This window comes from Streptomyces sp. NPDC091282 (assembly GCF_044757385.1).
Taxonomy (GTDB): domain Bacteria; phylum Actinomycetota; class Actinomycetes; order Streptomycetales; family Streptomycetaceae; genus Streptomyces; species Streptomyces gramineus.
The window spans coordinates 279,019-305,402 of the sequence record NZ_JBIVUX010000007.1; the positions used below are offsets into that span (position 1 = coordinate 279,019).

At 72.8% G+C, this 26,384-nt stretch carries 20 protein-coding genes; 8 read left to right on the top strand and 12 right to left on the bottom strand.

Features of this window, described 5'->3' with window-relative positions:
• Nucleotides 1-520: 520 nt before the first annotated feature.
• Nucleotides 521-2,308, bottom strand: coding sequence for an ABC transporter permease/substrate binding protein (locus ACIQOE_RS30850; RefSeq protein ID WP_401414928.1), 1,788 nt, complete (start codon nt 2,306-2,308; stop codon nt 521-523).
• Nucleotides 2,301-3,374 (bottom strand): betaine/proline/choline family ABC transporter ATP-binding protein, encoded by a 1,074-nt coding sequence (locus tag ACIQOE_RS30855; protein ID WP_351320382.1) that lies wholly within the window; start codon nt 3,372-3,374, stop codon nt 2,301-2,303. Before ACIQOE_RS30855 ends, ACIQOE_RS30850 begins: the two co-directional genes overlap by 8 nt.
• A gap of 181 nt (nt 3,375-3,555) precedes the next feature.
• Here ACIQOE_RS30855 and ACIQOE_RS30860 point away from each other — a divergent pair, with 181 nt between their 5' ends.
• Both ACIQOE_RS30860 and ACIQOE_RS30865 read left to right on the top strand, forming a co-directional pair.
• On the top strand, nt 3,556-4,500 hold the full coding sequence (locus tag ACIQOE_RS30860) for a 5'-3' exonuclease H3TH domain-containing protein (RefSeq protein ID WP_401415083.1): 945 nt from the start codon (nt 3,556-3,558) through the stop codon (nt 4,498-4,500).
• A 115-nt stretch (nt 4,501-4,615) separates the two neighbouring features.
• Nucleotides 4,616-5,464, top strand: coding sequence for a siderophore-interacting protein (locus tag ACIQOE_RS30865; RefSeq protein WP_351320384.1), 849 nt, complete (start codon nt 4,616-4,618; stop codon nt 5,462-5,464).
• A gap of 93 nt (nt 5,465-5,557) precedes the next feature.
• On the opposite strand, the gene ACIQOE_RS30870 is transcribed toward ACIQOE_RS30865, so the two are convergent.
• The 3 genes from ACIQOE_RS30870 to ACIQOE_RS30880 form a co-directional block, all read right to left on the bottom strand.
• Complete coding sequence (locus tag ACIQOE_RS30870) at nt 5,558-6,334, bottom strand: ABC transporter permease (RefSeq protein WP_365557937.1); 777 nt, start codon at nt 6,332-6,334, stop codon at nt 5,558-5,560.
• Complete coding sequence (locus ACIQOE_RS30875; protein ID WP_401414931.1) at nt 6,331-7,338, bottom strand: ABC transporter ATP-binding protein; 1,008 nt, start codon at nt 7,336-7,338, stop codon at nt 6,331-6,333. Before ACIQOE_RS30875 ends, ACIQOE_RS30870 begins: the two co-directional genes overlap by 4 nt.
• A 168-nt stretch (nt 7,339-7,506) precedes the next feature.
• Complete coding sequence (locus ACIQOE_RS30880) at nt 7,507-8,139, bottom strand: PadR family transcriptional regulator (RefSeq protein ID WP_362643802.1); 633 nt, start codon at nt 8,137-8,139, stop codon at nt 7,507-7,509.
• A 211-nt stretch (nt 8,140-8,350) separates the two neighbouring features.
• Between ACIQOE_RS30880 and ACIQOE_RS30885 the strand changes: the two genes are divergently transcribed.
• Nucleotides 8,351-9,880 (top strand): amino acid permease, encoded by a 1,530-nt coding sequence (locus tag ACIQOE_RS30885; protein ID WP_401414933.1) that lies wholly within the window; start codon nt 8,351-8,353, stop codon nt 9,878-9,880.
• Between the two features lie 71 nt (nt 9,881-9,951).
• Complete coding sequence (locus ACIQOE_RS30890) at nt 9,952-10,908, top strand: RluA family pseudouridine synthase (protein ID WP_401414935.1); 957 nt, start codon at nt 9,952-9,954, stop codon at nt 10,906-10,908.
• Here ACIQOE_RS30890 and ACIQOE_RS30895 read toward each other — a convergent pair.
• The 6 genes from ACIQOE_RS30895 to ACIQOE_RS30920 all read right to left on the bottom strand — a co-directional run bounded on the left by ACIQOE_RS30895 (nt 10,905) and on the right by ACIQOE_RS30920 (nt 16,461).
• Nucleotides 10,905-12,407: a cytochrome P450 gene (locus ACIQOE_RS30895; RefSeq protein WP_351939208.1), complete on the bottom strand. Its 1,503-nt coding sequence runs from the start codon at nt 12,405-12,407 to the stop codon at nt 10,905-10,907. The genes ACIQOE_RS30890 and ACIQOE_RS30895 overlap by 4 nt on opposite strands.
• Nucleotides 12,408-12,429: 22 nt before the next feature.
• Nucleotides 12,430-13,050: an ATP/GTP-binding protein gene (locus ACIQOE_RS30900; protein WP_351320398.1), complete on the bottom strand. Its 621-nt coding sequence runs from the start codon at nt 13,048-13,050 to the stop codon at nt 12,430-12,432.
• Nucleotides 13,031-13,456, bottom strand: coding sequence for a DUF742 domain-containing protein (locus ACIQOE_RS30905; protein WP_351320400.1), 426 nt, complete (start codon nt 13,454-13,456; stop codon nt 13,031-13,033). Before ACIQOE_RS30905 ends, ACIQOE_RS30900 begins: the two co-directional genes overlap by 20 nt.
• Nucleotides 13,453-13,860 carry a roadblock/LC7 domain-containing protein gene (locus ACIQOE_RS30910; RefSeq protein WP_351320402.1) on the bottom strand — a complete coding sequence of 136 codons (408 nt, stop codon included), beginning with the start codon at nt 13,858-13,860 and terminating at the stop codon, nt 13,453-13,455. The genes ACIQOE_RS30905 and ACIQOE_RS30910 overlap by 4 nt, the downstream gene beginning before the upstream one ends.
• Nucleotides 13,857-15,476, bottom strand: a complete 1,620-nt coding sequence (locus tag ACIQOE_RS30915) for an ATP-binding protein (RefSeq protein ID WP_365557923.1) — start codon at nt 15,474-15,476, stop codon at nt 13,857-13,859. Before ACIQOE_RS30915 ends, ACIQOE_RS30910 begins: the two co-directional genes overlap by 4 nt.
• 358 nt (nt 15,477-15,834) lie before the next feature.
• Nucleotides 15,835-16,461, bottom strand: a complete 627-nt coding sequence (locus tag ACIQOE_RS30920; RefSeq protein ID WP_401414939.1) for a TetR/AcrR family transcriptional regulator — start codon at nt 16,459-16,461, stop codon at nt 15,835-15,837.
• Nucleotides 16,462-16,656: 195 nt separating this feature from the next.
• Between ACIQOE_RS30920 and ACIQOE_RS30925 the strand changes: the two genes are divergently transcribed.
• The 4 genes from ACIQOE_RS30925 to atzF are packed head-to-tail and all read left to right on the top strand — an operon-like array spanning nt 16,657 to nt 23,273.
• The gene (locus ACIQOE_RS30925) at nt 16,657-17,481 is read left to right on the top strand and encodes an urea amidolyase associated protein UAAP1 (RefSeq protein ID WP_401414941.1); all 825 of its coding nucleotides are present in this window, start codon (nt 16,657-16,659) and stop codon (nt 17,479-17,481) included.
• Nucleotides 17,478-18,080, top strand: coding sequence for an urea amidolyase associated protein UAAP2 (locus ACIQOE_RS30930; protein WP_401414943.1), 603 nt, complete (start codon nt 17,478-17,480; stop codon nt 18,078-18,080). The genes ACIQOE_RS30925 and ACIQOE_RS30930 overlap by 4 nt, the downstream gene beginning before the upstream one ends.
• A complete protein-coding gene (locus ACIQOE_RS30935; RefSeq protein ID WP_401414945.1) occupies nt 18,077-21,589 on the top strand; it encodes a 5-oxoprolinase/urea amidolyase family protein in 3,513 nt (1,170 codons plus the stop codon). Before ACIQOE_RS30930 ends, ACIQOE_RS30935 begins: the two co-directional genes overlap by 4 nt.
• Nucleotides 21,590-21,608: 19 nt before the next feature.
• A complete protein-coding gene (gene atzF, locus ACIQOE_RS30940) occupies nt 21,609-23,273 on the top strand; it encodes an allophanate hydrolase (protein ID WP_401414947.1) in 1,665 nt (554 codons plus the stop codon).
• Between the two features lie 99 nt (nt 23,274-23,372).
• Here the strand turns inward: atzF and ACIQOE_RS30945 are convergent, their stop codons facing one another.
• Nucleotides 23,373-26,225, bottom strand: a complete 2,853-nt coding sequence (locus ACIQOE_RS30945; protein WP_401414949.1) for a DEAD/DEAH box helicase — start codon at nt 26,223-26,225, stop codon at nt 23,373-23,375.
• Nucleotides 26,226-26,384: the final 159 nt, after the last annotated feature.

The window sequence follows — 26,384 nt, forward strand, 5'->3', positions numbered from 1 at the left end:
CGGCCAGGCGCGGCCGGTCCCACCCCGGTCGGCGAAGACCGCTCCGCCGCCCGCCCCCGCGCCCGCTCCGCGACGAGCGCCCGACGAACGGGCCGCCTCGGGCCGGGACGCCCCCCGGCGGCGGCGGCCGGGTGCGCCCGGTCCCGCCCCCGTCGGCGAAGACCGCTCCGCCGCCCGCCCCCGCGCCCGCTCCGCGACGAGCGGCCGAGGAGCGGGCGGAACACGGCCACGGACCGGGCGGAACGGCCGAGGACCGGACAGAACACGGCCGGGGACCGGGCGCTACGGCCACGGATCGGGCGGAACGGCCGAGGACCGGACAGAACACGGCCGAGGGCCGGGCGCTACGGCCGAGGACCGGGCGGAACGGCCGAGGACCGGGCGGAACGGCCGAGGACCGGGCGGAACGGCCGAGGACCGGGCGGAACAGCCGAGGCCGGGGCGGTGACGGGCACCTGTCCCGGCCTCGCGGGCGGCGGGCCGCACCCGGCGGACTTCGCGCCGCGTGCGCCCGCCCCGGTCACTTCCGGATCGGCGCCCACTTGTCGACGAGGCCGGGGTTCTGCTTCAGCCAGGTCCGGACCGCGTCCTGCTCCTTGCCCTGGCCGGCCTTCTGGATCGCCGCCTCCAGGCCGGTGAGCTGCTTCTCCGTCATGGAGAAGTCCTTGAGCCACGCGCCGACCTCGGGGTTGTCCCCGGAGAAGCCCTTGCGGGACAGCGTGTGCACGCCGTCGCCGGAACCCCAGGCGCCCTTCGGGTCCTTCAGCTTCTTCAGGCCGTACTCGCTGTAGGCCCAGTGCGGCGACCACAGGGTGACCAGGATGGGCTGCCGCTTCGCGTAGGCCCGCTTGAGCTCGGCGAGCATCGCGGGCGTGGAGCCGTCGACGACCTGGTAGCTGCCGTCGAGGCCGTACTCCTTGAGGACCTTGGACTTGAGCAGGCCCATCATGCCGGCGCTGGGCTCGATGCCGACGACCTTCCCGCCGAACTCGGAGGCGTGGGCCTTCAGGTCGGCCAGCGAGTTCACGTCCTTCACGTACGACGGGACGGTGAGCTCCAGCGACGTGGGGCCGTACCACTTGCCGAGGTCGTCGAGCTGCTTGCCGTACTTCTTCCAGTACTCGGCGTGCGTGACGGGCAGCCAGGAGTCGGTCTCGAAGTCGAGCTGGCCGGTGGCGAGGCCGGTGTAGAGGGGACCGGCGGCGTACTGGGTGGTGGTGACCTTGAAGCCGCGTTCCTCCAGCAGCTCCTTCCACAGGAAGGTGGAGGCGATGCCCTCGTCCCAGGGGATGTAGCCGATCTTGATCTCCTTGCCCCGGCCGATGTCGGAGGCGGAGGCACGGGCGGTGCCGGACGAGGAGCCGAAGATGCCCAGCCCGCTCGCGACCAGGGCGAGGACGACCACGCCGACGACGGCGACGGCCGGGCGGGGCCGGTAGGTCCAGGGAGTGGGGCGGACCTTGGCGGCGGCTCGGCGGCCGAGCGGGGACAGCTGGGTGCCGAGCGCGCTGGTCATGCGGTCGAGGTAGATGGCGAGGACGACGATGCCGACGCCCGCCTCGAAGCCGAAGCCGATGTCGAGCTGGCCGATGGCCTCGTTGACGGCGCCGCCGAGGCCGCCGGTGCCGACCATGCCGGCGATGACGACCATCGACAGGCCCAGCATGATGACCTGGTTGACGCCGGCCATGATGGTCGGCAGCGCGAGCGGCAGCTGGACGCGCAGCAGGGTGTCGCGCGGTGTGGTGCCGAACGCCTCGGCGGCCTCGACGAGTTCCGCGTCGACCTGGCGGATGCCCAGCTCGGTCATGCGGACGCCCGGCGCCAGGGCGAAGATCAGGGTGGCGATCACGCCCGCGGCGGTGCCCAGGCCGAAGAAGAGGATGGCCGGGATCAGCAGCACCATCGACGGCATGGTCTGGAGGAGGTCCAGGACCGGCCGTACGGCCGCGCTGACGGCCCGGGAGCGGGCCGCCCAGATGCCCAGCGGCACCGAGACGACCAGGGCGATCACCGTGGCGACCAGGACCAGCGCCAGGGTGGACATGGCGCGGTCCCACAGGTCCAGGGAGTCCACGAGGGCGAAGCCGGCGAAGGCCAGGACGCCCGCGGCCAGCCCGCGCAGCCACCACGCCAGGACCGCCAGGATGCCCGCCAGCAGCAGGGGCGCGGGGGCGGTGAGGACGCCGTCGATGCCGTCGTACATGCCCTCGACGACCGCGCGGATCGCGTCGAAGAGCCAGGACATGTGGGCGACCAGCCAGTTCACGCCGGAGTCGACCCAGTCGCCGAGATGCAGCCTAGGCACGGGCGGTCACCTTCTTCCCGCCGTCGCAGACGACGGGTTCGCCCGTGTCCTCCGCGAGGAAACCGACCAGCCGCTCCTGCGGTACGACGCCCACGACGGCGTGCTCCCGGTCCAGGACGGCGACGGGGTGGGGCAACCGGGCGCTGAGCGCGCACAGTTCGGTGAACGGGGTGTCCGGGGTCGCGGTGCCGCAGTCGCAGTCCGCCTCGTCGCCGGCCACGTCGGTGTCCATGACGGCGGCGGCGGTCAGCACCCGGGAGCGGTCGACGTCCTGGGTGAAGGAGGCGACGTAGTCGTCGGCGGGCCGCAGCAGGATGTCCTCGGCGGTGCCGGTCTGGACGATACGGCCGTCGCGCATCACGGCGATGCGGTCGCCCAGGCGCATGGCCTCGTTGAGGTCGTGGGTGATGAAGACGATGGTCTTCTTCAGGGTCTTCTGCAGTTCCAGCAGCTGGTCCTGCATGTCGCGCCGGATCAGCGGGTCCAGGGCGCTGAACGACTCGTCCATGAGGAGCAGGTCGGCGTCGGTGGCCAGGGCGCGGGCCAGGCCGACGCGCTGCTGCATGCCGCCGGACAGCTCGTCCGGCCAGGAGTCCTCCCAGCCGGCCAGGCCGCACAGGGCGAGCGCCTCGTCGGCGCGGCGGACGCGCTCGGCGCGGGGCACGCCCTGCACGGCCAGGCCGTAGGCGGCGTTGTCACGGACGGTGCGGTGCGGGAAGAGCGCGAAGTGCTGGAAGACCATGCTGATCTTCCTGGAGCGCAGTTCGCGCAGTTCGCGGTCGGTGAGCGCGGTGAGGTCCTGGCCGTCGAAACGGACCTGTCCCGCGGTCGGTTCCAGCAGGCCGTTGAGCAGGCGCAGCAGGGTGGACTTGCCGGACCCGGACAGGCCCATCACGACGAATATCTCGCCCGGCTCGACCTGGAAGGAGGCGTCGATCACGGCGGCGGTGGTGCCGTCGGCGCGCAGTTCCTCCCGGTCGGCTCCCTGGCGGAGTCGTTCCACGGCGGTGTCCGGTCGTCTGCCGAAGACCTTGTACAGGTCCTCGGTCTCTAGCCTGGGTGACACGCGAACCTCTCTCTCGGAGGCGTCGGGACCCGCGAACGCGGGGGCCCGGCACCCCTGGGGCATGGGACAGGAGCCGCGCCTGCCCTGCCCGGGCCAGGTCAAACGGACAAGTGGCCCAGGTCACGAGGTCTCCACGACCCGGCCCCCGGCACGTCCGCCCCGCGGCGCCCCGCCGCTGTCGGTGCCGTACGGCATGATGCGAGGCGTGACCGCACGACTGATGCTTCTCGACACCGCCTCGCTGTACTTCCGCGCCTACTTCGGCGTCCCGGACTCGGTGAGGGCGCCGGACGGCACGCCGGTGAACGCCGTGCGCGGGCTGCTGGACTTCATCGACCGGCTGGTCAAGGACCACCGTCCGGACCGGCTGGTGGCCTGCATGGACGCCGACTGGCGGCCGCAGTGGCGGGTCGACCTCATCCCGTCCTACAAGGCCCACCGGGTCGCCGAGGAGCGTGCGGCGGGGCCGGACGAGGAGGAGGTGCCGGACACCCTCTCCCCGCAGGTGCCGGTCATCGAGGAGGTGCTGGACGCGCTCGGCATCGCCCGGGTCGGCGTGGCGGGCTACGAGGCGGACGACGTGATCGGCACGTTCACCGCGCGGGCCGACGGCCCGGTCGACATCGTCACCGGCGACCGCGACCTCTACCAGCTGGTGGACGACGCGCGCGGGGTGCGGGTGCTGTATCCGCTCAAGGGCGTCGGCACGCTGCAGACGACGGACGAGGCGTGGCTGCGGGAGAAGTACGGAGTGGACGGGGCCGGGTACGCGGATCTGGCCCTGCTGCGCGGTGACCCGAGCGACGGTCTGCCGGGGGTGCCGGGCATCGGGGAGAAGACGGCCGCCAAGCTGCTCGCCGAGTTCGGCGACCTGGCCGGGATCATGGCCGCCGTCGACGATCCCGGGGCGAAGCTCACGCCTTCGCAGCGCAAGCGGCTGGACGAGGCCAGGCCCTACGTGGCCGTCGCCCCGAAGGTGGTCCTGGTCGCCGGTGACGTGCCGCTGCCGGACGTCGACACCGCCCTGCCGGCGGCCCCGCGCGATCCCGCCCGGCTGGACGCGCTGGCGGCGCGCTGGGGTCTGGGCGGCTCGCTGCAGCGGCTGCTGCTGACACTCGGCGGGTGAGTGGCGGAGAATTGTTCTGGCAAAACACGTGCGCCAAGTGTTCATGGAAGGAGTGCCGACCACCGGGGAGATGCTAACTTAGGTAAACCTAACCAATGGAGCAGGGAGGCCGGTCATGGCAGAGCGCCCGGGACGTAAGCCGCGCAAGCCCCATTCCGCCCAGGTGGTACGCACCGAACGGCTGACCCCGCACATGCAGCGCGTCGTTCTCGGCGGTGACGGCCTGGCCGGATTCGCGGCGGACACCTGCACCGATCATTACGTGAAACTCCTCTTCGGCCCCGCGGGCGTCACGTACCCGGAGCCTTTCGACCTGGAGCGGATCCGCGCCGAATTCCCGCGCGAGCACTGGCCGGTGACCCGGACCTACACGGTGCGCTCCTGGGACGCCGAGCACCGTGAGCTGTCCCTGGACTTCGTCGTGCACGGGGACGAGGGCCTGGCCGGCCCCTGGGCCTGCCGTGTCCAGCCCGGTGAGACCGTGCGGTTCATGGGCCCCGGCGGCGCCTATGCCCCCTCTCCCGACGCCGACTGGCACCTGCTCGCCGGCGACGAGAGCGCGCTGCCCGCGATCGCCCGTGCCCTGGAGTCGCTGCCCGCCGGGGCGAAGGCCTTCGCCTTCATCGAGATCTCCGGCCCCGAGGAGGAGCAGAAGATCGACTCCGACGTGGAGGTCGTCTGGCTGCACCGGGGTGCCCGGCCGGTCGGCGAGGCCCTGGTCGAGGCCGTACGGGGGATGGAGTTCCCGGCGGGCCGGCCGCACGCCTTCGTCCACGGCGAGGCGAGCTTCGTGAAGGACCTGCGGTCCCTGCTCCGCGTCGAGCACGGGATCCCGCGCGAGGACCTGTCGATCTCCGGCTACTGGCGCCTCGGTCACAACGAGGACGGCTGGCAGGCCTCCAAGCGCGACTGGAACGCCCGCATCGAGGCGGAGCAGGAGGGCGGCGGGGCCGCCGCCGCCTGAGACCGGACCACCATGAGGCCGCACGGACCACCGGGTCGTGCGGCCTCGGTGCGTGCGCGGCGGCACCCGCGGGTGCCGCCGCTCAGCTGCGGGTCACACCGACCGCTGGTAGGACCGGAACGTTCTGATCGACAGCCACACGGCGACGACCGCCAGGGCCAGCAGGGCTCCGCCGCGGCTCAGCACCGCGCTCCAGTCCGGGTCCGCCGACATCGCCGAACGCCCGGCCACCATCGCCCAGTTGAGCGGGTTGAAGTCGGCGGTGTGCCGCATCCAGCCGGGCATCTGGGACGGCGCCATGAAGGCGCTGGACAGGAACGTCAGCGGCAGCAGCAGGAAGGTGTTGATCCCGATGATCGACTCCCGCTCGCGCACCAGCATGCCGAGCGCGTTGGACAGCGCGCCGAAGACGGTGCCGAGCAGCACGGAGGCCACCACCAGGACGGCGATTCCGCCGATCCCGCCCGGGTAGTCGGCGCCGCCCAGCAGGCCGAGCAGCACGATGATCAGCGACTGGCCGGCGGTGACCAGACCGTTGTTCACCACGTTGCCGTTCATCAGCGCGGCCCGGCTGACCGGTGTGGTCAGGAAGCGGTTCAGGGTGCCGCGCTGGATCTCCTCCAGGGTGCCCATGCCCGCCCACATGTTGGAGCTGAGGGCGCTCATCGCGACGACGCCGGGCACCAGGTAGTCGAGGTAGCTGGTGGTGCCGAAGCCGCCCAGTTCGACGACCTTCTTGAAGAGGTTGCCGAAGAGGAACAGCCAGATCACCGGCTGGATCAGGGTGATGACGGCGAACGCGGGCTGACGGGCGAACACCACCAGCTGACGCTGGGTCATGTACCAGGTCTGGGCGAGGGCGTTGCTCATCGGGCACCTCCGGCGGGGGCGAGTTCCTCGGTGGCGTCGGCCTCCGCGTACCGGCGGCCCGCGTAGCGCAGGTAGACGTCGTCGAGCGAGGGCCGGGCGACGGTCGCGGCCAGCACGGTCACCCCGGCCCGCTCCAGCGCGGCGAGCAGCGCCGGCACGGCGGCGGCCCCGTCGTCGGCGCGGGCGCTGATCCGGCGGCCGTCGAAGAACGCCTGGTGGACTCCGGCCAGCCCGGTCAGGGCGCCCGTGAGCAGGGTGCGGCCGGCCTCGCCCGGCGCCTCGCGCAGTTCCACGTGGACGGCGTCGCCGCGCAGTTCGCCCTTGAGGGCGTCGGGGGTGCCCTCGACCACGATCCGGCCGCGGTCGACGATCGCGATCCGCTCGGCCAGCCGGTCGGCCTCCTCCAGGTAGTGCGTGGTGAGCAGGATGGTCAGGCCCTCCTCGCCGGCCAGCCGCCCGATCTCGTCCCACATCGCGGTGCGGGCCTCGGGGTCCAGGCCGGTGGTGGGCTCGTCGAGGAAGAGCACCTCGGGGCGGTGCACCAGGCCGAGGGCCACGTCGAGGCGGCGGCGCATACCGCCGGAGTAGCCCTTGACCGGGCGGTCCGCGGCGTCGGTGAGGGTGAAGCGGGCCAGCAGTTCGTCGACCCGGCCGTTCAGGGCGGCGCCGCGCAGGCCGTAGAGCCTGCCCTGGAGCCGGAGGTTCTCGCGGCCGGTGGCCACCGGGTCGGCGCCGGAGTTCTGGGCGACCACGCCGATCGCGCGGCGCACCCGGTCCGGATGGCGCAGCACGTCGTGGCCGGCCACGGTGGCGGTGCCCGAGTCGGGCCGGGCCAGCGTGGTGAGGATCTTGACGGTGGTGGACTTGCCGGCGCCGTTGGGTCCGAGGAGTCCGAAGACGGTGCCGGGTTCGACGGTGACGTCCATGCCGTTCAGCGCGGTGACGTCACCGGGATAGGTCTTGACCAGCTGGCGCGCCTGCACTGCGGGCGCACGGGTGTTCATGACAGGGCTCTCCTGAATGAGCGGATGACAGCTGATCCGCCTGAGGAGCACCGGGCTATCCTGGGTGTGCCGCACCTCGATCGCCCGGATCTGCCTCACGGCGGGTTCAGCTCGGGGTTCGAGACCCTGGCGGGGCTGCTGCAACAGCTCCGCCGGGGTCTGTTTCTGTTACCGGTCCGCCTCCGTGAACTCCGGCGGGAACTCGCCGGTCTCGTGGTACCGGCGCCAGCCCTCGACGCCCGGCAGCGAACCGTCCTGCATCTCCCGCACGAAGCCGCGGACCCATGCGGTCTGCGCTTCCAGCATGTGCAGGTGGTATTCGACCTCGACGACGAACAGCCGGGGCAGTGTCTCGTGCAGCTTCTCCAGCACGGCCCGGCCGCCGGTGACCTCGACCTCCAGGGTGCTGAGCCGCTCCTCCAGCAGGCGCTCGACCTCGTCGGGCGGCAGGGCGCCCAGCAGCGAGAGCGCCGTCTCGAAGATCGGGTACTCCTTGACCGGGACGGCGATCAGGTCGGACAGCCAGTGGACCGTCTCCTCGCGTCCGGCGGCGGTGATGCCGTAGACCGTGCGCTCCGGGCGGTTGCCCTGCCGCTCCACGTCGGCCACCTCGACGAAGCCGTGCTTCTCCAGGTTCTGCATGACCGTGTAGAGCGAGCCGTAGTTGATCCGGGTGCTGGTGTCCTTGCCCTGGCGGCGCATGGTCTGCGCGATCTCGTAGGGGTGCATCGACCCCTGCAGGAGGGTCGTCAGCACGACGAGCGCCAGGGGATTGCTGAGCTTGCGCCGCTTCACCGCCATGCCGATCACCTCGCTTCCGAATATCCGTGGCCGAACATATCGCGTATCCACCAGGGAGGTCAATACACACGATGTATCGCGTCTGAAGCGGTAGCGCAAGAGCGTGAGGACTTGGGCCCGCCCCGGACACGCCGGTGTGACGCCTGCGAAACAGCGCGTCCCTAATTTCTGTCGCCCGACAGGAAATCCGCCCTGACAGGCAGGTGCCGCCGTGACGACCACCGACGACCGCTCCCTCACGGAGTCCGACGACCGCTCCCTGGAGGAGTTCGGCTACCCCCAGGAGCTGCACCGCAGCCTCGGCAGGTACGCCTCGTTCGCCGCCGGGTTCTCCTTCATCTCCGTCCTGACGACCGTCTTCCAGTTCTTCGCCTTCGGCTACGCGTTCGGCGGCCCGGTCTTCTTCTGGGCGTGGCCCGCCGTGCTGGCCGGCCAGCTGCTGGTGGCCGCCTGCTTCGCCGAACTCGCCGCGCGCTACCCGATCTCCGGCGCGATCTACCAGTGGTCCTCACGGCTGTCGAACCCGTCCTTCGGCTGGTTCGCCGGCTGGATCATGGTGATCGGGCAGGTCGTGGTCGTCGCGGCGGCCGCGCTGGCCCTCCAGATGGTGCTGCCCGCGCTGTGGTCCGGCTTCCAGCTGGTCGGCACCGACCCGGCGCCGACCTCCGCCGACGGCGCCGCCAACGCGGCCGTCCTCGGCGTCGTCCTGCTGGTCCTGACCACCCTCGTGAACGTCCTGGACAACCGGGTGATGTCCCTGGTCAACCGGGTCGGGGTGACGGCCGAGATCATCGGCGCCGTCCTGATCGTCGTACTGCTGCTCACCCACTCCAAGCGCTCCCCCGGCATCACCTTCCACACCGGGACGTCCGCCGGGGGAGGGCTGCTGGGCGCGCTGCTGGTCGGTTCGTTCACGGCCGCGTACGTGATGATCGGCTTCGACAGCGCGGGCGAGATGAGCGAGGAGACGCACCAGCCGCGGCGCACCGCTCCGCGCACGATCCTCACGGCGCTCGGGTCGGCGGGGCTGCTGGGCGGTCTGGTCGTCCTCGGCGGTCTGCTGGCCGCGCCGAGCCTGACCGACGGGCGGCTCGGAGTGGACGGCCTCAGTTACGTCCTGACCAGCAGTCTCGGCGACGGGGTGGGCCGGGTGCTGCTGGCCGACGTGGTGGTGGCCGTCGCGGTGGCGACGCTGGCGATCCAGACGGCGGCCTCGCGCATGCTGTTCTCCATGGCACGCGACGGGCGGCTGCCGTTCGCCGGCCGCCTGGCGCGGGTGAACCCCCGGACGGGCATGCCCGGCTCGCCGGCCGTGGTGGTGGGCGTCCTGGCCGCCGCGCTGCTGCTGCTGGACTTCGCCTCGCCGGACGCGTTCCTCGCGATCGGGACCACGTGCATCGTGATGCTGTACCTCGCCTACGCGATGGTCACCGGACCGCTGCTGGTCCGGCGGCTGCGCGGGGAGTTCCGGGCCGGCGGGACGGACGAGACCGGGGCGCCGCTGTTCTCGCTGGGGCGGTGGGGGATGCCGGTCAACGCGGCCGCGCTGCTGTACGGGCTGGCGATGAGCGTGAACCTGGCGTGGCCGCGGGAGGCGGTGTACGACCCGAGCGGCGGGCACTGGTACTTCCGGTGGTTCACGGTCCTGTTCCTGATCGCCACGGTGGTGGCGGGAGGGCTGTGGCGGTTCGCCCGCGCGCAGTCCCCGGGCGCGGTCGCCGTGCCGGAGGCCGCGGCGTAGGCCGTGGCGCGGGCGGCCGGGCGCGGTCCCGGCGGCCCGGGACGGGTGTCTCGCACTTACCCTGGGCTGCGATGAGACGCAAGACGAGCATTCCGCCCTCGCCCCTCCCCCAGCGCCACGGGGTGGATCCCGTCCGGCTGCGGCTGCCCTTCTCCGCCGAGTGGGAGACCGTCGGCGCCTACCTGGTCGCACGGCTCTCCGGAGCCGCCCCAGGGGCCGTCGAGGGAATGCTGGCGTCGGGGCTCGTCGTGGGCACGGACGGGGAGCCGGTCGCCGCCGCCACCCCCTACGCCCCCGGTCTCTGGCTCTGGTTCCACCGCGACCTGCCCGCCGAGGTCCCCGTCCCCTTCGCCCTGGACGTCGTCCACCACGACGCCCACCTCGTGGTCGCCGACAAACCGCACTTCCTCGCCACCACCCCGCGCGGCAGCCACGTCACCGAGACCGCCCTCGCCCGGTTGCGGCGGGAGCTGGGGATCCCCGCGCTCGGAGCCGCGCACCGGCTGGACCGGCTCACGGCCGGGCTCGTCCTCTTCACCGTGCGGCCCGAGGAGCGAGGCGCGTACCAGGGGCTGTTCGCCGAGCGGCGGGTGCGCAAGGAGTACGAGGCGATCGCGCCCTACGACCCCTCGCTCGCCCTTCCCCGGACCGTGCGCAGCCGGATCCTCAAGGAGCGCGGCGTGCCGGCGGCCCGCGAGGTCGAGGGCGAGCCCAACGCGGAGACCGTGGTGGAACTGGTCGACCGCAGGGGGGACCTGGGCCGCTACCGGCTCACCCCGCTCACCGGGCAGACCCATCAGCTGCGCGTCCACATGAGCGCGCTGGGCGTGCCGATCCTCGGTGACCCGCTGTATCCCGTGGTGACCGGCGCCGTGCCGGCCGGTGACTTCCGGCGGCCGCTGCAACTGCTGGCGCGGCGGCTGGAGTTCACCGACCCGGTCACGGGCGCCGAGCACCGGCTGCGCAGCGGACGGACGCTGCGGGCCTGGGAGTCGTACGCGGACTGGGCGGGCGGTCTGGACGGCTAGCGGCCGAGCCACCAGCGGCGCAGCCGCGGCCAGACGCCCTGGGGCCGGGCGGGTTCCGGGGCCGGGTGCGCGGCCGGCGGTGGCGCCACGGGCTGCGGCCGGGGCCGGGACTCGGGTGCCTGCGCGGGGACGGGCGCGGGTGCCGCCGGGCGGACCGGGACGGACTGCCAGTCGGTGCGCTGCGGCGGGACCAGTGCGGGGCTCGGCATGAGCGTCACGTCCTGCTTGGGCTTCGGGTCGAAGCGCACCGGCAGCTCCACCAGGTGCCGGGAGGCGATCGAGGCCCGCCAGCGCAGCTCCTCCTCGTCGCAGTCGAGCTGGATGTCGGACAGCCGGGTCAGCAGCTGGTCGACGCCGACGTCGGCGATGGCACGGCCGATGTCCTGGCCGGGGCATTCGTGCGGGCCGCCGCCGAAGGCGAGGTGCGAGCGGTTGCCCTGCATGTTGGCCTTCAGGTCGGGGCGGACCCGCGGGTCCACGTTGCCCGGCGCGGGCGCGTACAGCAGTCCGTCGCCCTTGCGGATGCGCTGGCCGCCGAGTTCGGTGTCCTGCTTGGCGAAGTAGGCGAAGACCGTGCTGAACGGCGGCTCGTCCCACAGGGACTGCTCGATCGCCTCCGGCACCGTCATCTGGCCGCCGTTGAGCTGGGCGCGGAAGCCCGGCTCGGTGAGGACCATGCGCAGCGCGTTGGCGAGGAGGTTGGCGGTGGTCTCGTAGGCGGCGTAGAGGACGACCCGCAGGTGCTGGGCGACCTCGTCGTCGTTGAGCCCGGCCGGGTGGGTGACGAGGTGGCTGGCGAAGTCGTCCTCGGGACGGGCCCGGCGGCGGGCGGTGAGCCGGGTCAGGCAGTCCATGACGTACTCGTTGCTGGCGATCGCCGTCTCGGTGCCCTTGAGCGCGTCCCGGGTGGCCTCCACGATCCGGTCGTTGTACTCCTCGGCCATGCCGAGCAGTTCGCACATGACCGCCATCGGCAGGTGCTCGGAGTACTGGGAGACCAGTTCGGCGTGGCCCTGCTCGCAGAACTCGTTGACCAGCAGCTGGGTGTAGCGGCCGATGAGGCGGCGGATGCTGCGGTGGTCGATGGTGGTCATGGCGCCCTGGACCGCCGCCCGCAGCCGCAGGTGTTCGTCGCCCTCGGCGTGCGAGCAGATCGGCTGCCAGGCGATGTGCGGCATGAGCGGGTGGTCGGGTTTGACCATGCCCTCGCGCAGCGGGGTCCAGATCCGGCTGTCGCGGGTGTACACGGCGGGGGTGCGGACCATCTGGAGGTTCTCGGTGAGTCCGAGGACCGCCCAGATCGGTACGTCGTCGTGGAGCAGCACGGGGGCCACGGCGCCGTGCTCCGTGCGCAGTTTCTCGTACAGCTCGCCCAGGTGGTCGGCGTCGGCGCCGTAGAGCCGTTGCAGTCCGCCGGGGCCCCGGTCGTGCGCCGGGCAGGCGGGCGGCGGGACCGGACCGGTGCCGGTGCCGGCCTGGGAGGGGGATTCAGGCGTCACAGTGATCGCTCCGAAGGGGGGTTCAGGTGAGCGCGCCGGACATGGCGAGCGAGTGCAGGAAGCGCACCAGGGTCATCAGGACGTCCCGGCTGGAGGCCCGGCGGCGGGCGTCGCACTCCACGATGGGGACGTCGGGAGGCAGGTCCAGCGCGGTGCGCAGCTCCTCGATGGGGTAACGGGGGCCGTCGGGGAAGGAGTTGACGGCGACGACGAACGGCACGCCGCGTTCCTCCAGGCGCCCCATGACGTCGAAGCTGACCTCCAGGCGCCGGGTGTCGATGAGCACGACCGCGCCGAGGGCGCCCTCGAACAGGCCGTTCCACAGGAACCAGAACCGTTCCTGGCCGGGGGTGCCGAAGAGGTAGAGGACCAGCTGGTCGGTGATGCTGATGCGGCCGAAGTCCATGGCCACGGTGGTGGCGGTCTTCGAGTCGGAGCCGTAGTTGTCGTCGACGCCGATGCCGGCCTGGGTCATGGTCTCCTCGGTGGTCAGCGGTCTGATCTCGCTGACGGAACCGACCATGGTGGTCTTGCCGACTCCGAAGCCGCCGACGATCACGATCTTCACGGCGGCCTGGGCGGTCTGCGGCAGCTGGTCCTCGGTGCGGGGGCCGGGGATCGTCTCAGAGCTTTTGAAGTCCATGCATCACCGCTTCGAGGAGTGAACGGTCGGGGAGCGCCTGGCGGACGATCGGGGCGCGCGCCTGCACCAGTTCGGCCGTGATCAGCTCGGTGATCAGTGCCGTCATCGCGCTGAACGGCAGGTCGAGGTAGGCCGAGAGCTCGGCGACGGAGAGCGGGGCGAGGGTGAGCCGCAGGAGCACCGCCTGCTCCGGGGTGACCGACGGCGGCGGGTCGGCGCGGGCCACGATCAGGGTGACCAGGTCGAGTTCGGCCCGCGCGCCGTCGGCTCCGCTGATGACGTAGAGCCGTTCGGGGTTCCTGTTGTCGTCGTCCTCGCCGCCGCCCTCGGGGGCCTGCGGTGCGGGGGGCAGCGGCGGCGGGTGTTCCGCCCTGGTCTGCCGCCGTTTGCGTTGCGGAGGAGTCATACGGTCTGCCCGTTCCGCCGGGGCGGACTGGTCAGGTGGGTGCCGATGCGGACGACCAGGTCGCGCATCATCTCGCTCATCCGGCCGGGTTCGCAGGTCACGTCGGCGAGCACCGCGAGGTAGGCGTTGGCGCCGGCGGACATGAGGTAGAAGTAACCTCTGTCGATCTCGATCAGGACGAGGTTCATGTCGCCGTTGCTGATGGGGAGTTCCTGGGCGACGGCGGTGGCCAGGCTCTGCACGCCCGCGCAGGCCGCGGCGAGGCGGTCGGCGGCGTCGGGGTCGCCGCCGTGCCGGGCGATGCGCAGGCCGTCGGCGGAGAGGACGACGATCATCTCGACGCCCGGCACCCCGTCGGCGAGCTGCTTGAGCATCCAGTCGAAGTTGCCGCGCTGCTGGATCACTTGAGGTCCCCCTGGTCGTCGGTTTCGGTGCCGGCCGGATCGTTGATCAGGTGTACGTACTTGGTGGGGTTCCGGGTGAAGTCCGTGGGGTGGACGCCCGGGTTGTTCTTTTTGAGGCCCTCCCAGAAGGCCTCGACCCAGAGTCCGGGCGCGGGGCGCTCGGGCGCCGGTTCCGGCTCGGGCTCCTTGCGCTGCGACCAGACGGTCGGGTTGCCCTCGCGCTCGGCCCGTTCGACGGCGGCCTGTTCGGCGTACCGCTGGGTGAGCGGGGTCTTCATCCGGCTGCGCCGCTGCGGCAGGCCGCCGGCGGTCCATTCGGTGACCTCGGGGACGTCGTCCTCCATGGAGATCCCGGCGGGGATGCGGGGACTGGTGGGGCGGCGCTTCTTGGGGGGCCGCTTGGGGCCTTCGAGGGCGCCGAGTTCGGGCTTCGGGATGCCGGTGGCGCCGATGCCGTGGGCGATGCCGGGGGCCGGGTCGGTGGTCATCATGTCGCTGGGCACGATGAGGACGGCCCGCACCCCGCCGTACGCCGAGGCGCGCAGCGAGACGTCCATGTCGTACGTCGTGCACAGACGGCCCACGACGGACAGGCCCAGGCGCGGGTTCTCGCCGAGGACCTGGATGTCCTTGCCCTGCTTGGCCTTCTCCAGCATGCCCTCGATGCGGCCGCGGGCCTCCTCGTTGAGGCTGACGCCGGCGTCCTCGATCTCGATGCACACGCCGGACTGCACCTCGACTGCGGTGACGTGCACCTTGGTGGAGGGCGGCGAGTAGCGGGTGGCGTTGTCGAGGAGTTCGGCCGCGGCGTGGATGAGCGGTTCGACCGAGGTGCCCTTGATGTTGACCTGGCAGATGGAGTGCAGCTCGATGCGCCGGTACTCCAGGATCCGGGACATGGCGCCGCGCAGCACGCTGTAGAGGGCGACGGGGTTGGGCCACTGGCGGCCGGGCCGACCGCCGCCGAGCACGGAGACCGAGTCGGCGAGGCGTCCGATCAGCGCGGTGCCGTGGTCGATGCGCAGCAGGTCGTCGAAGACCTCGGGGTTGCGGCCGTGGTCCTCCTCCATCTCCCGCAGTTCGTGGGCCTGCTGGTGGACGATGGCCTGGACGCGGCGGGCGACGCTGACGAACGAGCGCTCCAGGGAGTCACGCTGGAGGTCTTCCTCGTCGACGATGTCGAGCATGGTGCGGATCAGCCGGCGCTGCGACTCGGGGGCGTGGCGCAGCCGGGGGTCGACGTCGAAGACCTGGCGGATCACCTCTTTGGGGGACTCGCCCGCCTTCAGCCGGTAGAGGGCGGTCGGGAAGACCTCCGTGCCGAGGCGGTCGATCTCCTCGTCGTTGGTGGTGAGGCGCTGTTCCAGATACGCACGGTGACGGGCGTGTTCGGCCTCGGCGTCCCGGAGCCTGCGGCCGCGGCGCACCACTTCCGCCGCCGTCGCGAGCACCAGCAGCATGCCGACGGCCCCGCACACGCCGACGGCGGTCCGGGCGGGCTCCGCCACCAGGAGGACGGCGGCGGCGATCGCCGCGGCCATCAGTATGGCGGGCAGCAACAGCACCCGCGCCAGGGGAAGTTCACGGCCATTGGGAGGCGATTGCACACTCACCATGTATGCCTTCTGAGACGAGTCGGCTGGGTGTCGGGGGAGTTCGTGGGGGGAAGGTTCATGGAGCAGTCAGGATCTTCCGTATATGCGGGAACAAGCGCGCGAATTCACCTCAACTCGGTGCGCTGCGGGCGAGCTTAGTCCGACCGGATCAACGCCGTGTCTAATTCGGCGAGCACCTGAAATCGCCAGGACGACTGGAGTAGCCTCGGTCGTTTTGCACGCAGGGCATATGTTCGTACACGTTGCGTGACGGCGCACAGGCGTGCGGAAGTGACTCACCGTGGCGGGTGAATCGGCGCTCCGGCCCGAAACCTCCGCGGGCTCCGGGCGCGCCGGTGCGCGGACCGGCGCGCCCGGTTCAGGCTCCGGTGATGCGCAGCGCCGCGTCGGCCGTGGCGCGGGCGAACTCGCCGACGGGACGCTCCGGTCCGGAGCGGCGGATCAGGATGACGCCCTCGATCAGACCGAAGACGAGATCGGTCCGCAGCTCCAGCTCCCCCTTGGCGAGCCCGCCGCCGACGGCCGTCGCGGCGATCAACTGCCGGTAGGCGTCCTTCAGTTCGGAGCGCACGGCGCGGAAGCCGGCGAACCGCTCGGTGCGCACCTCGGGCAGCAGGTAGAGCGCGCCCAGGTTGTACGGCCCGGCGCACAGCAGCTCCACGTCGGTCCGGCACAGCGCCCGCAGCCGCTCCTCGGCCGGGACCGCGTCGTCGGCGAGCAGTTCACGGGCGCGGTTCAGGGACGGCGTGACGGTGGACTCCAGCAGCTCGGCGAGGAGTTCCTCCTTGCCGGAGACGTAGTGGTACATCGACGCCTGCCGCATGCCCGCCCGCTCGGCGACCGCCCGGGTGGTGGTGGCGGCGTAGCCGCGGGTGGTGAACAACTCGGCCGCGGCCACCAGCAGTTCGGCCCGCGGGTCCAGGCCGCTGTCCGGCCGCTGTGCGGCCCGCGGCCGGCCGACCCGGCGGCCACTGCTCGTCCCCATGCGTTCGATCCTCGCACACGGCACCGCCCGGCGATCACCGCGCGGCCGGCGGCCGGCCGGCGCTCGCCCGGTGAGCCCTCGGTAACCGGGCCGGAACACCGGGGCAATGCCGCCGACCCGGCCCGCGCCTAATTTCTGTCGAGCGACAGAAACACCCCCCGAGTCACCCATGAGCCACCGAGCCGGAGGTCAGCGATGGCGACAGCGACCACGTACGGGGCCCGGGCGCACGCCCGCGCCCAGGAGGGCACCCGCGCCGATGCCATGCCGGTCGTACCGGCCGCCGACTGGCCCGACCCGCCCTGCGAGGCGGGCCACCTGGTGTGGGCCGAGACGGTGGCGGGCGGCGGCTACACCCACCGGGTCCTGGCCCGCGGCACCGAGCTGCGCCTGACCGACCCGCACGGCGACGCCTGCGCGCACCTCCTGCTGTACGTCGCCGACCGCCCCTGGGAGCGGCTGAACGTGGCCGACACGGTCAAGGTCCAGTGGAACGCCTACCTCGGCGAGGGCGTGCTGCTCCTCTCCGACCAGGGCCGGGTGCTGGCCTCCGTGATCGCCGACACCTCCGGCCGGCACGACGCGCTGTGCGGCACCTCCACCCTGGTCCGCAACACCGCCCGCTACGGCGACGGCACCCCGCAGTCGCCCTCCCCCGCCGGCCGCGAGCTGTTCAAGCTGGCGGCGGCGAAGAACGGCCTGGAACCGCGCGACCTGCCGCCCTCCCTGTCGTTCTTCCAGGGCGTGGCGGTACGCGACGAGGGCACGCTGGACTTCACCGGCTCGGCCGGCCCCGGCGGCAGCGTCACGCTCCGCGCCGAGCAGGACCTGACGGTACTGATCGCGAACGTCCCGCACCCGGCCGACCCGCGCCCCGGTTACGTCAGCACGGCCCTTGAGGTCCTGGCCTGGCGCGCCGCCCCGACGCCGCCCGGCGACCCGCTCTGGAACGCCACCCCGGAGGGCCGCCGCGCCTTCCTGAACACCGCCGGGTTCCTCGCCTCCAGGGGGCTCGCATGACCACCACGACCGTCGTCCCGGCCCGCGCCGCCTGGTCCGCCGTCCTCCGCGCCGGCCAGACCCTGACCCTCACCGACCTGCACGGCAACCAGGCCGTCGACTTCCTCGTCTACGACGCCCACGACGCGGCTGTCCGCTACAGCGCCCCCGACACCGTGCACGCCCAGGGCTCCCTCTTCCTCACCGCGGGCAGCGTGCTGCTCTCCAACGAGCACACCCCGCTGATGACCGTGACCGCCGACGAGGTCGGCCGGCACGACACGGTCGGCGGCGCCTGCTCCAAGGAGTCCAACACCCTGCGCTACGGCCACCACACCTGGTCGCAGCACGCCTGCGTGGACAACTTCCTGGCGGAGGGCGCGCAACACGGCCTCGGCAAGCGCGACCTGGTCTCCAACATCAACTGGTACATGAACGTGCCGGTCGAGCCGGACGGCACCCTCGGCATCGTCGACGGCCTCTCGGCCCCGGGCCGGAAGCTGACACTGCGCGCCGAACGGGACGTCCTCGTCCTGGTCTCCAACTGCCCGCAGATCAACAACCCGTGCAACGGCTTCGAACCGACCGCGGTCGAGATGACGATCGGAGCCGCCGGATGAGCTTCGACACCCTGCTGGTCGCCAACCGCGGCGAGATAGCCGTCCGGATCATCCGCACCGCCCGCGAACTGGGCCTGCGCACGGTCGCCGTGTACTCCGACCTCGACCGCTCGGCCCCCCACGTCCGCCTCGCCGACGAGGCGGTCCGCCTCGGCCCGGCCCCGGCGCGGGAGTCCTACCTCGACGCCGACCTGGTCCTCGGGGCCGCGAAGGACACCGGCGCGGGCGCGATCCACCCCGGCTACGGCTTCCTGTCCGAGGACGCCGAGTTCGCCCGGCGCTGCGAGGCCGCCGGGATCGTGTTCGTCGGCCCGGCCCCCGAGCATCTGGAGCTGTTCGGCGCCAAGCACACGGCACGGGCGGCGGCCGAGGCCGCCGGCGTACCCCTGGCGCCCGGCACCGGGCTCCTCTCGGGCCTGCCCGAGGCGCTGCGCGAGGCGTCCGCCATCGGCTATCCCGTGATGCTCAAGGCCACCGGCGGCGGTGGCGGAATCGGCATGTCGGCCTGCCGGTCCGACGCCGAACTGACCGACGCCTGGGACCGGGTGCAGCGCGTGGCCGCCGCCTCCTTCTCCTCGGCCGGGGTCTTCCTGGAACGCCTGGTCGAACACGCCCGCCATGTCGAGGTGCAGGTCTTCGGCGACGGCACGGGACGGGTGGTCACCCTCGGCGACCGGGACTGCTCCCTGCAGCGCCGCAACCAGAAGGTCGTCGAGGAGGCCCCCGCCCCCGGCCTGCCGCCCCGGGTGCGCGCACGACTGGCCGCCTCCGCACGCGACCTGTGCGCCGCGGTGGGCTACCGCTCCGCGGGCACGGTCGAGTTCGTGTACGACGCGGCACGCGAGGAGGCCTACTTCCTGGAGGTCAACACCCGGCTCCAGGTGGAACACCCGGTCACCGAGGAGATCTACGGCGTCGACCTGGTCGCCTGGATGCTGCGCCTGGCCCGGGGCGAGACCGGCGTCGTACGGGAGCCCGGCGCACCGCGCGGCCACGCCGTGGAGGCCCGCGTCTACGCCGAGGACCCCTCCCGCGGCCACCGGCCCGGCGCCGGCCTGCTGACCCGGGTGGAGTTCCCCGAGGGCGTCCGCGTCGACGGCTGGGTGGAGACCGGCACCGAGGTGACGACGTCGTACGACCCGATGCTCGCCAAGGTGATCGCCCACGGCCCGGACCGCGCCGCGGCCCTGCGCCGGCTGGACGAGGCGCTGGCCCGCACCCGGGTCGACGGCATCGAGACCAACCTGGGCCTGGTGCGCGCCGCCCTCGCCGGACCGGCCTTCCGCGCCGCCGCCCACTCCACCGCGACCCTCGCCACCGTCACCGACCCGACCCCGCGGATCGAGGTCGTCACCGCCGGCACGCTCACCACCGTCCAGGACTGGCCGGGCCGCACCGGCCACTGGCAGGTCGGGGTCCCCCCGTGCGGGCCGATGGACGACCGCTCCTTCCGGCTCGGCAACCGCGCGCTGGGCAACCCGGAGGGCGCGCCCGGCCTCGAATGCACCCTCGCGGGCCCGGCCCTGCGCTTCACCCGTCCGACGACCGTCTGCGTGACCGGCGCCCCGGCCCCGGTGACGCTGGACGGTGCCCCGGTCGCGCAGTGGGAGCCGGTGACGGTACCGGCCGGCGGTCTCCTGGAGATCGGCGCCCCCACCGCGCACGGGCTGCGCACCTACGTCCTGTTCGCGGGCGGCGGCCTGGACGTGCCGGACTACCTGGGCAGCGCGAGCACCTTCACGCTGGGCCGGTTCGGCGGCCACGGCGGCCGGGCGCTGCGGACCGGTGACGTCCTGCACGGCGGCACCGTCACGGACGGCACGCCCGTCGCCGACCGCCCCCGCTTCACGGCCGACTGGCACCTGGCGGCCGTCGAAGGCCCGCACGCCGCACCCGAGTTCTTCACCGAGGACGACATCCGGGACTTCTACGCAGCCGAGTGGAAGGTGCACTTCAACTCGGCGCGCACCGGAGTCCGGCTGGTCGGCCCCAAGCCGCGCTGGGCCCGCGCCGACGGCGGCGAGGCGGGCCTGCACCCGTCCAACATCCACGACACCCCGTACTCGGTCGGCGCCGTCGACTACACCGGCGACATGCCCGTCCTGCTCGGCCCCGACGGTCCCTCGCTCGGCGGGTTCGTGTGCCCGGCGACCGTGCTCAGCGGCGAACGCTGGAAACTGGGCCAGCTGCGGCCCGGCGACACGGTCCGCTTCGTGCCGGTCGACGTGACCGGCGCGCCCCGCCCCGAGATCGCCGACGGCGGTGTCCTCGCCCGCGACGGGGACGTGACCTACCGGCGCGGCGGCGACGACAACCTGCTGGTCGAGTTCGGTCCGATGCAGCTGGACCTGGCGCTGCGGATGCGGGTCCACGCGCTGATGGAGGCGGTCGCCGCGGCGGACCTGCCCGGGGTCACGGACCTGACGCCGGGGATCCGCTCGCTCCAGATCAGGACCGACCCGGCCCGGCTCACGCAGGCCGGACTCCTGTCCGCGGTACGGGAGATCGTCCCGGCGCTGCCGCCCACCGACGAACTGGTGGTGCCCTCCCGCACGGTCCACCTCCCGCTGTCCTGGGACGACCCGGCGACCCGTGAGGCGATCGCCCGCTACATGGCGGGCGTCCGCGACGACGCGCCCTGGTGCCCGTGGAACATCGAGTTCATCCGCCGGATCAACGGCCTGGACTCGGTCGACGACGTGTACCGCACGGTCTTCGACGCGGAGTACCTGGTCCTCGGCCTCGGCGACGTGTACCTGGGCGCGCCGGTCGCCACCCCGCTGGACCCGCGCCACCGCCTGGTCACCACCAAGTACAACCCGGCCCGCACCTGGACGGCCGAGAACTCCGTCGGCATCGGCGGCGCCTACCTGTGCGTCTACGGCATGGAGGGCCCCGGCGGCTACCAGTTCGTGGGCCGTACCACCCAGGTGTGGTCGGGCTGGCAGCAGCGCGGGGCGTTCCGGCCGGGCTCGCCGTGGCTGCTGCGGTTCTTCGACCGGATCAGGTGGTATCCGGTGTCCGCGGACGAACTCCTCGACCTGCGGGCCGACATCACCTCCGGCCGGTTCGTGCCGCGCATCGAGGAGGGCACCTTCTCGCTCGCCGCCCACCAGGACTTCCTCGCCGAACACGCCGTCTCCGTGGCGGACTTCAGGGCACGCCAGCAGCGGGCCTTCGCCGCGGAGCGCGACGCCTGGGAGGCGGCCGGCGAGTTCACGCGGGCCGAGGCCGCGACGGCACCCGCCTCCGCCCCGGCGGCCGAGGTGTCCGTCCCGCCCGGCGGCCGTCTGGTCGAGGCCGAGTTCGCGGCCTCCGTGTGGCAGCTGAACGTGGCGCCCGGCGACGAGGTGACCGCCGGCCAGACCCTCCTCGCGCTGGAGGCGATGAAGATGGAGTCCAGGGTGCACGCGCCGGTCGCCGGTGTGGTGACGGAGATCCTGGCGCGGCCGGGCGACCAGGTGGAGGCGGGGACGGCGCTGCTCGTCCTGGCGCCGACCGCGAACTGACCGACAGGAGCGACCGACCATGTCCAGCACCCTCTCCCGGACCCGCGCCGCCTACGCGCGCATCGAAGCGGCCGACCGGCCCGAGATCTGGATCGACCTGCGTCCGCGCGGGCAGGCCGAGGCGGAGGCCCGCGCGATCGACGAGCGGGTGGCCGCGGGCGAGCACCTCCCGCTCGCCGGGCGTCTGCTCGCCGTCAAGGGCAACATCGACGTACGAGGGCTGCCGACCACGGCGGGCTGCCCGGCGTACGCGTACCGGCCGGAGGCCGACGCCCCGGCGGTGGCCCGGCTGCGCGCGGCCGGCGCACTCGTCCTCGGCACCACCAACCTCGACCAGTTCGCGACGGGCCTGGTCGGCACCCGCTCCCCCTACGGCGCGGTCCGCAACGCGATCGACCCGGCCCGGATCAGCGGCGGCTCCAGCTCGGGCTCGGCGGTCGCGGTGGCCCTCGGGATCGTCGACCTCGCCCTCGGCACGGACACGGCGGGCTCGGGCCGGATCCCGGCGGCCTTCAACGGCATCGTCGGTCTGAAGCCGACCCGGGGCCTGGTCCCGGCCACCGGCGTGGTCCCGGCCTGCGCCTCCCTCGACTGCGTGACGGTGTTCGCCCGCACGCTGCCCGAGGCCGAGCAGGCCCTGCGCCACCTGACCGCCCCGCCCGACGGTGCCCCACCGCTCCTGCCGCCCGTGCCCCCGCGGGCTCCCGGGCCCTGGCGGATCGCGGTCGCGCCGCCCGACCAGCTCGGCGACATGGACGACGGCTGGGCGCGGGCGTACGAGGAGGCCGTGGGCCGTCTCGCCGCGTCCGGCGCCTCGGTCCGCCCGATCGACCTGACCCCCTTCAGCGAGGCCGCGGCGATGCTCTACGAGGGCGCCTTCGTGGCGGAGCGCTACACCGCGGTGGGTCACTTCGTCGACGAGCGGCTCGCCGCCGGCGGTGACGGCCTGGATCCCACGGTGAGCGGCATCGTCTCCCGGGCCCGCGACATCCCGGCGCACCGCCTCTTCGCCGACCAGGACCGCCTGTCCGTCCTGCGGGCCCGCGCCCTCGCCGAGCTGTCCGACGCGGACGCCCTGCTGCTCCCCACGGCTCCCGGCCACCCGACCCTGGCCGAGGTCGCCGCCGACCCGCTGGGCGAGAACGCCCGCCTGGGCCGCTTCACCAACTCCACGAACCTCTTCGGCCTGGCGGCGGTGGCGGTACCGGCGGGCGAGGTGGACGGCCTGCCGTTCGGCGTGATGCTGATCGGCCCGGCCTTCACCGACGACCGTCTGGCGGCCGTGGCCCGCGGCCTGGAGCCACCGGTGAGCCTGGCGGTGGTGGGCGCCCACCTGACCGGCCAGCCGCTGAATCCGCAGCTCCTGTCCCTGGGCGCGATCCTGCACCGCACCACGACGACGGCACCGTCGTACCGCCTGTACGCGCTACGGACGGAACCAGCGAAGCCGGGTCTGGTCCGCGTGTCCGCGGACGGGGCCGCGATCGAGACGGAGGTGTGGCACCTGCCCGCGGAGGGCCTGGGCCGCCTGCTGGCACAGCTCCCCCATCCGATGACCCTGGGCAGGGTGGACCTGGCGGACGGCACGAGCGTCCCAGGTTTCCTGTGCGAACCGAGCGCACTGGCCGACGCGGCGGACATCACCGGCCACGGAAGCTGGCGCCACTATGTGAACGCCGACTGAGACGCCCCCGCCTGGGGGCGCTGGGGGCACCCCCGGCCGAAGGCTGGGGGAGGAACTGCGCGACCAGCCACAGCCCACCCGCACCCGCACCTCGACAGGTCACCCCACCGACGAGTAGGCCACAACTCCCCGCAGCACCAGATCAACCGCCTTCCGCGCGTTCTTCCCCACGGTCGAGCCCTCCGCAGGAGAAGCCGCCGCGATCTGCCCGAGCACGTCGATCACCTGCTTGCACCACCGCACGAAGTCCCCGGCCGGCATCTCCGCCTCCCGCAGCACCTCGTCCAGCCCGGTCCCCGAGGCCCACATGTACGCGGCCCAGGCGAAGCCGAGGTCCGGTTCCCGCTGGCCGACGCCCTCGGTCTGGTTGATCCGGAACTCCTCCTCCAGCGCGTCGAGGCGGCCCCAGATCCGCACCATCTCGCCGAGCGCGGCCTTCGCCTTCCCGGAGGGCAGCTTGGGAGCCATCGCGTCGTCCCCGACCCGCGCCTCGAACACCAGCGCCGAGACGCACGCGGCCAGTTCGGCGGGGCTCAGCCCCTCCCAGACGCCGGCCCGCAGGCATTCGCTGGCGAGCAGGTCGAGTTCGCCGTACAGCCGGGCCAGCCGCTTGCCGTGCTCGGTGACCTCGTCGCCGCGCAGGTAGTCCAGTTCGGTCAGCAGCGCCACGATCCGGTCGAAGGTACGGGCGATGGTGTTGGTCCGGCCCTCGATCCGCCGCTCCAGCTGCGAGGTGTCGCGCATCAGCCGGTGGTACCGCTCGGCCCAGCGGGCGTGGTCCTCACGGTCGTTGCAGCCGTGGCAGGGGTGCGCGCGGATCGCGGTCCGCAGCCGTGCGATCTCCCGGTCGTCCGCGGCCTGCGACCGCTTCTTGCGGGCCCGCTCCGGCGGGATGTGCCCGGCCTTGGTGCGCAGCGCGGACGCCAGGTCCCGACGGGACTGCGGGGAGCGGGGGTTGAAGGACTTGGGGATCCGCATCCGCTCCAACGCCTCGACGGGCACCGGGAAGTCCATCGCCGCCAGCCGCTTGACCTGCCGCTCGGCGGTCAGCACCAGCGGACGCGGCCCGTCGTGCTGCTCGAAGCCCCGGTGGCCGTCGGACCGCCCGGCGGGCAGCCCGGGGTCGAGGACCAGCGCGAGACCGGCGTACTTGCCGGTGGGGACGTGGATGACGTCGCCCGGCTTGAGCTTCTCCAGCGCGACCGCCGCCTCGGCACGCCGCTCGACCGCGCCCTGCCGGACGAGTTCGGTCTCCCGGTCCTTCAGCTCCCGCCGCAGCCGCGCGTACTCCTCGAAATCGCCGAGGTGGCAGGTCATGGACTCCTTGTAGCCTTCGAGCCCCTCCTCGTTGCGCTGCACCTGCCGGGAGATCCCGACCACCGACTTGTCGGCCTGGAACTGCGCGAAGGAGGTCTCCAGCAGCTCCCGCGACCGGTGCCGCCCGAACTGCTCGACCAGGTTGACCGCCATGTTGTACGACGGCTTGAAGCTGGAGCGCAGCGGATAGGTGCGGGTGCCCGCGAGCCCGGCGAGGTGGTCGGGGCTGAACCCCCGCTGCCACAGCACCACGGCGTGGCCCTCGACGTCGATGCCCCGCCGGCCCGCCCGGCCGGTCAGCTGGGTGTACTCGCCGGGCGTGATGTCGGCGTGCTGCTCGCCGTTCCACTTGACGAGCTTCTCCAGCACCACCGACCGCGCGGGCATGTTGATGCCGAGCGCGAGGGTCTCGGTGGCGAACACGGCCTTGACCAGGCCGCGTACGAAGAGTTCCTCGACGACTTCCTTGAACGTCGGGAGCATGCCGGCGTGGTGGGCGGCGATGCCGCGCTCCAGGCCCTCCAGCCACTCGTAGTAGCCGAGGACGTGCAGGTCCTCGCGCGGGATCGAGGCGGTGCGCTCCTCCACGAGGGTGCGCACCTTCTCGCGGGCCTCGTCGTCGTTGAGCCGCAGGCCCGCGTACAGGCACTGCTGGACGGCGGCCTCGCACGCGGCGCGGCTGAAGATGAAGGTGATGGCGGGCAGCAGGCCCTCGGAGTCGAGGCGTTCGATGACCTCGGGGCGGCCGGGTGTCCACACCCGGGACCGCTGCCGCCGCTCCCGCTCCCGGTCGGCCTCGCGCATGGCGCGCCCGCGCCTGCGGTCCTGGTAGGAGGGGCGGGACGCCTCCATCCTGGCCAGCCGGGTGAGGTCGGGGTTGACGGCCTTCTTCTGGCCCTCGCCCTCCTCGAAGAGGTCGTACATCCGGCGCCCGGCGAGGACGTGCTGGAACAGCGGGACGGGCCGGTGTTCGGAGACGATGACCTCGGTGTCGCCGCGGACGGTGTCCAGCCAGTCGCCGAACTCCTCGGCGTTGGACACGGTCGCCGACAGGGACACCAGGGTCACGGACTCCGGCAGGTGGATGATCACCTCTTCCCAGACGGCGCCGCGGAAGCGGTCGGAGAGGTAGTGCACCTCGTCCATGACCACGTAGCCGAGGCCGAGGAGGGTCTGGGAGCCCGCGTACAGCATGTTCCGCAGCACCTCGGTGGTCATCACGACCACGTGGGCGTCGGAGTTGACGCTGTTGTCGCCGGTGAGCAGACCGACCTTGTCCGCGCCGTAGCGGCGGCACAGGTCGGCGTACTTCTGGTTCGACAGCGCCTTGATGGGAGTCGTGTAGAAGCACTTCTTGCCCTGCTCCAGGGCGAGGTGGACGGCGAACTCGCCGACGATCGTCTTGCCGGAGCCGGTGGGGGCGGCCACCAGTACGCCCTTGCCGGCTTCGAGCGCCTGGCAGGCCTCGATCTGGAAGGGGTCGAGGCCGAATTCGTACATCTCGCGGAAGGACGCGAGCGCGGTGGCCTGCTCGGCGGCCCGCCTGCGGGCCGCCGCATACCGCTCGGCCGGTGAGAGGTCCTCTGTCATCGTGCTTTCGAGCGTACCGGTCCCCACTGACAACAGGACGATCATTATCCGGAACAGGGGACGGCGGAGACGAAGAGGTGGGCCCCCCCGCCCCCGCGGGGCCCCCCCCCCCCCCCCCCCACCCCCCCCCCGGGGGCCCCCCCGGAAACGTTGACCCCCCCCCGGGCGCCCGGCCGCCGCCGCGGGGCGGGGGGGGGCGGGCCC